General features: G+C 66.0%; 8 protein-coding genes. All 8 read left to right on the forward strand.

All coding sequences use genetic code 11. From position 1 onward, the window contains the following. Positions 1-13 precede the first annotated feature (13 nt). Genes BLW05_RS31190 through BLW05_RS31225 form a run of 8 tightly spaced genes read left to right on the forward strand, consistent with a single transcriptional unit; the run spans position 14 to position 8,136 of the window. On the forward strand, positions 14-763 hold the full coding sequence (locus BLW05_RS31190; protein WP_093167992.1) for an SDR family NAD(P)-dependent oxidoreductase: 750 nt from the start codon (positions 14-16) through the stop codon (positions 761-763). Then, the gene (locus BLW05_RS31195) at positions 756-1,919 is read left to right on the forward strand and encodes an acyl-CoA dehydrogenase family protein (protein ID WP_093167994.1); all 1,164 of its coding nucleotides are present in this window, start codon (positions 756-758) and stop codon (positions 1,917-1,919) included. Before BLW05_RS31190 ends, BLW05_RS31195 begins: the two co-directional genes overlap by 8 nt. 18 nt (positions 1,920-1,937) lie before the next feature. Further along, positions 1,938-2,450: a MaoC family dehydratase gene (locus BLW05_RS31200; RefSeq protein ID WP_093167997.1), complete on the forward strand. Its 513-nt coding sequence runs from the start codon at positions 1,938-1,940 to the stop codon at positions 2,448-2,450. Continuing rightward, positions 2,447-4,585: an acetate--CoA ligase family protein gene (locus BLW05_RS31205; protein WP_093167999.1), complete on the forward strand. Its 2,139-nt coding sequence runs from the start codon at positions 2,447-2,449 to the stop codon at positions 4,583-4,585. The genes BLW05_RS31200 and BLW05_RS31205 overlap by 4 nt, the downstream gene beginning before the upstream one ends. Continuing rightward, positions 4,579-5,349, forward strand: coding sequence for a citryl-CoA lyase (locus BLW05_RS31210; RefSeq protein ID WP_093168001.1), 771 nt, complete (start codon positions 4,579-4,581; stop codon positions 5,347-5,349). Before BLW05_RS31205 ends, BLW05_RS31210 begins: the two co-directional genes overlap by 7 nt. Then, a complete protein-coding gene (locus BLW05_RS31215; protein ID WP_093168003.1) occupies positions 5,346-6,428 on the forward strand; it encodes a CaiB/BaiF CoA transferase family protein in 1,083 nt (360 codons plus the stop codon). The genes BLW05_RS31210 and BLW05_RS31215 overlap by 4 nt, the downstream gene beginning before the upstream one ends. Positions 6,429-6,439: 11 nt before the next feature. Further along, positions 6,440-7,189: an electron transfer flavoprotein subunit beta/FixA family protein gene (locus tag BLW05_RS31220; protein WP_093168005.1), complete on the forward strand. Its 750-nt coding sequence runs from the start codon at positions 6,440-6,442 to the stop codon at positions 7,187-7,189. An 11-nt stretch (positions 7,190-7,200) separates the two neighbouring features. After that, positions 7,201-8,136, forward strand: coding sequence for an electron transfer flavoprotein subunit alpha/FixB family protein (locus tag BLW05_RS31225; protein WP_093168008.1), 936 nt, complete (start codon positions 7,201-7,203; stop codon positions 8,134-8,136). Positions 8,137-8,150: the final 14 nt, after the last annotated feature.

Here is an 8,150-nt window from a genome sequence, read left to right on the forward strand (position 1 = left end):
AGGAGAGACTGAAATGGATCTTGGATTGAAGGATCGCGTCGCGATCGTCACCGGCTCCGCGCGCGGCATCGGCGCGGAAACCGCGCGCATGCTGGCGCAGGAAGGCATGGCCGTGGTCATCACCGACCTCGACCGCGACGCGGCGCAGGAGACGGTGCAGGGCATCGTGGCCCAGGGCGGCCGTGCGATCGCCACGGCGTGCGATGTGCGCAGCGAAGCGCAGGTGCGCGCCATGGTCGAAGCCGGACGCGAAGCGTTCGGGCGCATCGACGTGCTGGTGAACAACGCTGGCCTCGTCAAGGACCGGACGCTGCTCAAGATGGACGAAGCCGACTGGGACCTCGTGCTCGACGTGACGCTCAAGGGTGCCTTCCACTGCTGCCGCGCGGCGATTCCGCACATGCAGGAGCGCAAGTGGGGCCGCATCGTCAACATCACCTCGCGCGCGCTGTTCGGCAACCCGGGGCAGGCGAACTATTCGAGTGCGAAGGCCGGCCTCGTCGGCTTCACGCGTGCGCTCTCTTTCGAGCAGGCGAAAAACGGCATCACCGTCAATGCCATTGCCCCCGGGTACATCGAGACCGAGTACATCAAGAGCCTGCCCAACTACGACACCATCAAGGCCAACGTCATGGCCAAGAACCAGGTGACGTTCCCTGGCCAGACCAGTGACATCGCCGGCGCGGTGGCGTTCATGGCGTCCGAGCATGCCCGCTACATCACCGGCACCACGCTCTTCGTCACTGGAGGCCGCTATGGTTGATTCCGTGGACATCGATGGTCTGACAGCGGACCAGGTCCTGCTGCGCGACAACATCCGCCGCTACCTCAGGGAGAAGGTCACGCCGCTGATCGCCAAGGCCGAAGCGGACAAGAAGTTCCCTTACGAAGTGCTGACCGGCCTGCGCGACTTCGGCTACCTGGGCGGTACCTTGCCCGAAGCGGACGGCGGCCTCGGCATCGACTTCCCGACTTGGGCGGTGATGATGGAAGAGACCGGCTACTGCTGGCTGTCGCTCCGGGTGATGGTGAACACGCTCAACATCGTGGCCGGCATCATCGGCGCCTACGGCACCGAAGCGCAGAAAGAGCGCTTCATGCGCCCGCTGCTGCAGAACGAGCGGCGCACCTTCGTCTCGATCTCCGAGCCCGACGTGGGCTCGAACGTGGCCGAGATCAAGACGCGCGCCGACAAGCGCGGCGACCGCTATGTGCTGAACGGCAGCAAATTGTGGATCACCGGTGGGCTCTTCGCCGACTTCGGCATCGTGGTCGCGCGCACCTTCAGCGACACCTGCAATGGCGAGCTGTCGCTGTTCCTGGTGGAGAAGGAACACACGCCCTTCGACGTGCGGCCGGTCGAGACCATGTTCGTGCGCAGCACTGGCACCGCAGCATTCACCTTCGAGAACGCCGAGATCCCGGCCGCCAATCTGATCGGCACCGAAGGGCAGGGACTGCGCCAGATCCTCATCGGCCTGAACTTCGGACGCCTGAACGTTGCAATGGGTGCGGTGGGTGCGGCGCAGTCTGCGCTGGACCTGTCGGTGCGCTACGCGCTGGACCGCAAGCAGTTCGGCCGTCCGATCGGCTCCTTCCAGCTCGTGCAGAAGCACATCGTCGACATGGCGATGAAGACACAGGCTGCACGCGCGCTTGGCTATCGCGCCGCCCGCGCGATGCAGAGCGGACAGCCGTCGCGGCTGGACTGCTCGATCGCCAAGCTCTATGCCACCGAAGCCGCGCACGAGGTCGCGAACCTCGCGCTGCAGGTGCACGGCGGCATGGGCTATGCCACCGAATGCCCTATCGAGCGCATCTTCCGCGACACCCGCGGCGGGCTCATCCCCGAAGGCACCACAGAAATCCAGACCCTCATCATCGGCCGCGAGATCCTGGGCATCTCGGCGCTGACCTGACCCACAAGGCACGACACCATGACCACCACCACAGAGACAAGCTCCGTCGTCGACACCGCCGCGCAACTGTCGATCTTCTGGGAAGACCTTCCCACTGGCACCCGCTACAGCACCTCGTCGCGCACCATCACCGAGGCCGACGTGGTCGCCTTCGCGGCGCTGACCGGCGACATGAACCGGCTGCACGTCGATGCCGAATACGCGAAGGCATCGGTGCACGGCCAGCGCATCGCGCACGGCATGCTCGTCGCGTCATTCATGGCGGGGCTCACCTCGCGTTCGATCCCGAACCAGCTGATGGAAGGCGCGCTCTTTGGCGTGCTGGAGAACACCGTCAAGTTCCCGAAGGCCACCTACATCGGCGACACGATCCGCGTGGACATCGAGGTGGTCGAGCAGCGCCCCACTAGCAATCCCGGGCGCGGCATCGTGCGCTTCGTGCGCAAGGCGATCAACCAGCGTGGCGAAGTGGCTTGCGAGCTTGGCGCGACCTGCCTGCTCAAGCGCCGCAGTCCGGCGGACACGCAATGAACTCGTCCATCGTCTTTCCGGACCTCGCGCGGCTGGTCAATCCGCAGTCGATCGCACTGGTCGGCGCATCGGACAAGGCCGACAGCATCGGGTTTCGCACCTTCGAGAACCTGACGAAGTACTCGCAGTTCCAGGGTCGACTGGACCTCGTCAATCCGGGCCGCAAGGAGATCGGCGGGCGCGCCTGCGTGCCGACCATCCGCGACCTGGAAGCTGCGCCTGATGTGGCCATCCTCGCGGTGCGCGCGGACCGCGTACTCGAATCGCTGCGTGAGTGCGGCGAACGCGGCACGCGCTTCACGATCGTGTTCACCTCCGGCTTCGGTGAAACCGGCGCGGACGGCCGTGCCGTCGAGGCGGAAATGCGCGACATCGTGCAGCGCACGGGCATGCGCATCTACGGCCCCAATTGCCCAGGGCTGAACAACATCAACGGCGGCCTGGGGATGAGCTTCTCGCCCGCATGGCGCATCGACCGAAAGCCCGGCCCCATCGGCGTGGCCACGCAGGGCGGGGGGCTCGGACGCTCCTTCATGCAGGCCATGGACCGCGGCGTGGGCACCGGCCTGTGGTGCTCCGGCGGCAACGAGGTGGATCTCGAGGTCAGCGACTACATCCACTACATGGCCGACGCGCCGGACATCGAGGTCATCGTGACCGTGCTCGAAGGTGTGCGCAATGGCCCGCGCTTCATGGCGGCGGCATTGCATGCGGCCCGGCGCGGCAAGCCGATCGTGGCGCTGAAGGTCGGCAAGTCGGAGTACGGCGTGAAGGCCGCGCAATCGCACACCGCCGCCATCGCGGGCTCGGCTGAAATCAACAGCGCGGTGTTCCGCGAGCTCGGCATCGTCGAGGTGGACGACATCGACGAGATGATCGACGCAGCTTCGATGTTGGCGCGCGGTAAACCCACGGGGCGCGAGAAGATCGCGCTCTACAGCTTCTCGGGCGGTACGCTGGCGCTGGCTGCGGACCATGTGGGCATTGCGAAGCTCGAGCTGGCAAAGTTCGCGCCGCACACGCTCGATGCGCTGGGCGCCGCGTTGCCATCGTACGCCGCGTTCGACAACCCGGTGGACGTCACCGCCGAGGTGCTGGTGGACTCCGCACTCACCGACGTCACGCTCAAGGCCACGGCGGAGGACCCGAACACCGATCTGGTCGTGGTGCCCATCCCGGTCGAGTACGGCCGCACCACCGAGTTGCTCGCACAGTCGATGGTGAAGGTGCAACGGGAAGTGGCCACGCCGATCGTGCCGGTATGGATGAGCGATCGCAGCGGGGCAGGGCAGCGCATCCTGATCGAAGGCGGCCTGATGCCGATGCGCTCGCTGCGCGGCGCGGCTCGGGCGCTGACTCGCTACATCGGCTATGGACGGTGGCTGTCAAAGTTGCGGGCGGACTGGCAACCGCTGGGGTCGGCCACGCAGAAGGAAGCGCCGTCCACCGTCACGCTGACGGAGGCCGAAGGCAAGGCAGTGGTGGCGCGTGCGGGTGTGCCTGTGCCTGCAGGCATCGTTGCATCGTCGGCGCACGAGGCTGCGCGTGCCTTCGAGACGTTGGGCGCTGCACAAGTCGCGATGAAGGTCGTCAGCGCGGCCATCACGCACAAGACGGATGTCGGCGGTGTGCGCCTCGGCATCGCTTCGGTGGCCGAGGCGCGGGCCGCGTTCGAAGGCATCTGCGCGAGCGTCGGGGCCCATCACGAGCCGTCGGTGATCGAAGGCGTCTTGGTCGAGCCCATGCTTGCCAAGCCCTTCGCGGAAGTCGTCGTGGGCATCCATCGCGACCCGGTCTTCGGGCATGTCTGCACGTTCGGCTTGGGCGGCGTCGGCATCGAGCTGTTCAAGGACGTGAGCAGGCGCCTGCTTCCGCTCACGCCGCAATCGGCGCGCGAGATGGTGATGGAAACGCGCTGTTACCAGCTGCTCGCCGGGCATCGCGGTCAGGCCGCCTTCGACGTCGATGCGCTGGTCGAGGTGCTGGTCAGGCTCAGCGACCTCGTGGCACGCCACGCGGACCGCATCGAGGAACTCGAAATCAATCCCCTGGCGGTGCGTCCGCAAGGCCAGGGCGTGACGGCGCTCGACGCCGTCCTCACCCTCCAGCAAGGAACGGAGACTCTCCCATGGTAAAGACCGAGATTGGCTACACCACCACCGACACGATCATGGTGCGCGGCCTCAACCTGTCCACCGAGATCATCGGCAAGTTCGACTTCGTCGACATGATCTTCCACACCACGCTTGCACGGCTGCCGACGCCGCAGGAGAAGGTGATGGTCAACGCCTTGCTCGTGACCACCGCGGACCACGGCATCACGCCGAGCTCGCTCGCCGCGCGGCTGACCTACATCGGCGCACCCGAGGCCCTGCAGGGCGCGGTGGCCACCGGCCTGCTGGGCGCGGGCAGCGTGTTCCTGGGCACGATGCAGAACGCCGCGCAAATGCTGCTCGATGCCGCCAGGGAACTGGGCCCGGACGCCAGCGACGAGACGGTGCGCGACACCGCGCGCGCGGTGATCCGCCAGTACAAGCAGGAGCGGCGCGCCCTCTACGGCGTCGGGCATCCGATTCATGTGGATGGCGATCCGCGCGTGCCGGCCTTGCGCGAGCTGTCGCGCACCAATGGCTACTACGGCATCCATTGGCGCCTGATGGAGGCGATCAGCGACGTGCTGACGAACGAGATGGGCAAGAAGCTGCCGCTCAATGCGGTGGGTGCGATCGCCTCGATCGTCGCGGGCATGGGGCTCGATCCGCTGGTCGCTCGCGGTCTCGCACTGGTGGGGCGTTCGGCCGGCCTGCTCGCGCACATCCTCGAGGAGAAGCAGGCGCCCATGGCGCGCGAAGCGTGGGAACTCGTGCTGCGCGACGATCCGCGCAACGTGCTGCCATGAGCGGTGCGGCCGCGCCGCTTGCGGGCCTGAAGGTCGTCGATTTCTCGGAGCTGTTGCCGGGGCCGTTCCTGTCGCAGTGCCTCGCCGAGATGGGGGCCGAGGTGCTGAAGGTCGAAAGGCCGCCGCAGGGTGACAACGCACGCACCCTGGTGCCGGGCGTGTTCGCGGCAATGAACCGTGGCAAGCGCAGCATCTTTCTGGATCTGAAGGACGAGGCGCAACGAAAAGACGCGCTCGCGCTGGCTGCCAGGGCGGACATCGTGCTCGAAGGCTATCGCCCCGGCGTAATGGCCCGGCTGGGTCTGGACTATGACACCGTGCAAACGCGCAACCCGCGCGTGATCTATGTGTCGATCACCGGTTATGGGCAGACGGGGCCGCTCGCGAAGCTGGCGGGGCACGACCTCAACTACCTCGCCGCGTCGGGTGTGACGGCGTTGTCCGGCCGTGCCGGCGAGGCGCCTGAGCATGGCTACGGAATTCCGGTGGCCGATCTGTCCGGCTCGCTCTACGGCCTCGCGGCCACGTTGGCGGCGTTGGAGCAGAGGCATCGCACCGGTCGGGGGCAGTGGCTCGACGTCTCCATCGCGGACTGCCTCACGCACATGATGAATCCGCGGATCGGACAGTTCGTTGCCAAGGGACAGGCGGATCTTCGGGCCCAGCGGGACGAGGCCTTGCTGCGCCCGGGCTACGGTGTGTTCCGGACGGCGGATGGCGCCTATCTCGCAATTGCAGCCGTGGAGGACCATTTCTGGAACCGGCTGGTGCAAGTGCTCGATCTGAAGATCGACGACCTGGATGCCGGAACTTTCACCGCACGCACGGCGAAGGCGGATCTGGTCAACGGGCGCGTGGCCGAGCGGATCGCCGGCTTCGAAGCCACAGAGCTGCGCGAACGGTTGATGCAAGCGGATCTGCCCTGGTCCGACGTGGTCGAGCCATCCCGCCTCGCCGAACACCCTCAGCAGCGGGCGCGAGGCAAGTTGCAGACGCAGTCCACTGCGCTGGGTGAAATGACATTGAGTCGCTTCCCGGTGAGCCTTGAAGGCATGGCCACGAGCGACTTTGAAGAATGAAAGGAACAGTGATGAAAGTATTGGTAGCAGTCAAGCGCGTGATCGACGCGAACGTGAAGGCGCAGGTGAAGTCCGATGGCTCCGGTATCGAACTCGCCAACGTCAAGATGAGCATGAACCCCTTCGACGAGATTGCCGTCGAAGAGGCGGTGCGCCTGAAGGAAAAGGGCGTGGCGACCGAAATCATCGCCGTGTCGTGTGGTGATGCGAAATGCCAGGAGACGCTGCGCACCGCCATGGCCATTGGTGCCGACCGCGGCATCCTCGTCGAGACCACCGAAGAACTCCAGCCGCTGGCCGTTGCCAAGCTGCTCAAGGCCCTGGTCGACAAGGAACAGCCTTCGCTCGTCATCCTCGGCAAGCAGGCGATCGACGACGACAACAACCAGACCGGCCAGATGCTGGCCGCCTTGGCCGATCTGCCCCAAGCCACCTTCGCCTCCAAGGTCGAAGTCGCCGGCGACAAGGTCAACGTGACGCGCGAAGTTGACGGCGGCCTGGAGACCATTTCCCTCTCGCTCCCCGCCGTCATCACCAGCGACCTGCGCCTGAACGAGCCGCGCTACGTGACGCTGCCCAACATCATGAAGGCCAAGAAGAAGCAACTGGACACCGTCAAGCCCGAAGACCTCGGCGTGGACGTGAAGCCGCGCCTGAAGACGCTGAAGGTCGCAGAGCCTCCCAAGCGCGGCGCCGGCATCAAGGTGCCCGACGTCGCCACGCTGGTGGACAAGCTGAAGAACGAAGCCAAGGTGATCTGAGGAAGACTGTCATGACCGTACTTGTTATTGCCGAACACGACCACGCCACGCTCAAGCCGGCGACCCTGAACACCGTGACCGCCGGGATCGCCTGCCAAAGCGGCGATGTGCACGTCCTCGTGGCCGGAGCGAACGCCGCCGAAGCTGGCAAGGCGGCCGCCCAAGTTGCTGGCGTTGCCAAGGTGATCGTGGCCGACAGCCCGAGCCTCGCCGAAAACCTCGCCGAGAACGTCGCCGCGCAGGTCCTCGCGATCGCGAAGAACTACAGCCACATCCTGTTCCCGGCCACCGCCAACGGCAAGAACGTCGCTCCCCGAGTGGCTGCCAAGCTGGACGTGGCCCAGATCAGCGACATCACCAAGGTCGACAGCGCCGACACCTTCGAGCGTCCGATCTACGCGGGTAACGCCATTGCCACCGTGCAGAGCAGCGATGCGATCAAGGTCATCACCGTGCGTACGACCGGCTTTGATGCTGCAGCAGCCACCGGCGGCAGCGCAGCCGTCGAGAACGCAGAAGGCGTCGCCGACAGCGGCAAGAGCGCCTTCGTGGGGCGCGAAGTCACCAAGAGCGAGCGTCCCGAACTGACGGCCGCCAAGATCATCGTCTCCGGTGGCCGGGCTCTTGGCAGCGCCGAGAAGTTCACCGAAGTGATGGCACCGCTGGCAGACAAGCTCGGCGCTGCACTGGGTGCCAGCCGCGCCGCCGTGGACGCCGGCTACGCCCCGAACGACTGGCAGGTGGGCCAGACCGGCAAGATCGTCGCCCCGCAGCTGTACATCGCCGCCGGCATCTCCGGCGCGATCCAGCATCTGGCGGGCATGAAGGACTCCAAGGTCATCGTCGCGATCAACAAGGACGAAGAGGCCCCGATCTTCTCGGTGGCCGACTACGGCCTCGTGGCCGATCTGTTCACGGCCGTGCCGGAACTCGTCAAGGCGCTCTGATCCACTTCAGATAG

It is taken from the genome of Variovorax sp. YR216, assembly GCF_900107745.1.
Lineage (GTDB): Bacteria > Pseudomonadota > Gammaproteobacteria > Burkholderiales > Burkholderiaceae_C > Variovorax.

Coding starts and splice junctions, on each gene's coding strand:
- BLW05_RS31190 (WP_093167992.1), top strand. CDS start 14: ATGGATCTTGGATTGAAGGATCGCGTCGCGATCGTCACCGGCTCCGCG.
- BLW05_RS31195 (WP_093167994.1), top strand. CDS start 756: ATGGTTGATTCCGTGGACATCGATGGTCTGACAGCGGACCAGGTCCTG.
- BLW05_RS31200 (WP_093167997.1), top strand. CDS start 1,938: ATGACCACCACCACAGAGACAAGCTCCGTCGTCGACACCGCCGCGCAA.
- BLW05_RS31205 (WP_093167999.1), top strand. CDS start 2,447: ATGAACTCGTCCATCGTCTTTCCGGACCTCGCGCGGCTGGTCAATCCG.
- BLW05_RS31210 (WP_093168001.1), top strand. CDS start 4,579: ATGGTAAAGACCGAGATTGGCTACACCACCACCGACACGATCATGGTG.
- BLW05_RS31215 (WP_093168003.1), top strand. CDS start 5,346: ATGAGCGGTGCGGCCGCGCCGCTTGCGGGCCTGAAGGTCGTCGATTTC.
- BLW05_RS31220 (WP_093168005.1), top strand. CDS start 6,440: ATGAAAGTATTGGTAGCAGTCAAGCGCGTGATCGACGCGAACGTGAAG.
- BLW05_RS31225 (WP_093168008.1), top strand. CDS start 7,201: ATGACCGTACTTGTTATTGCCGAACACGACCACGCCACGCTCAAGCCG.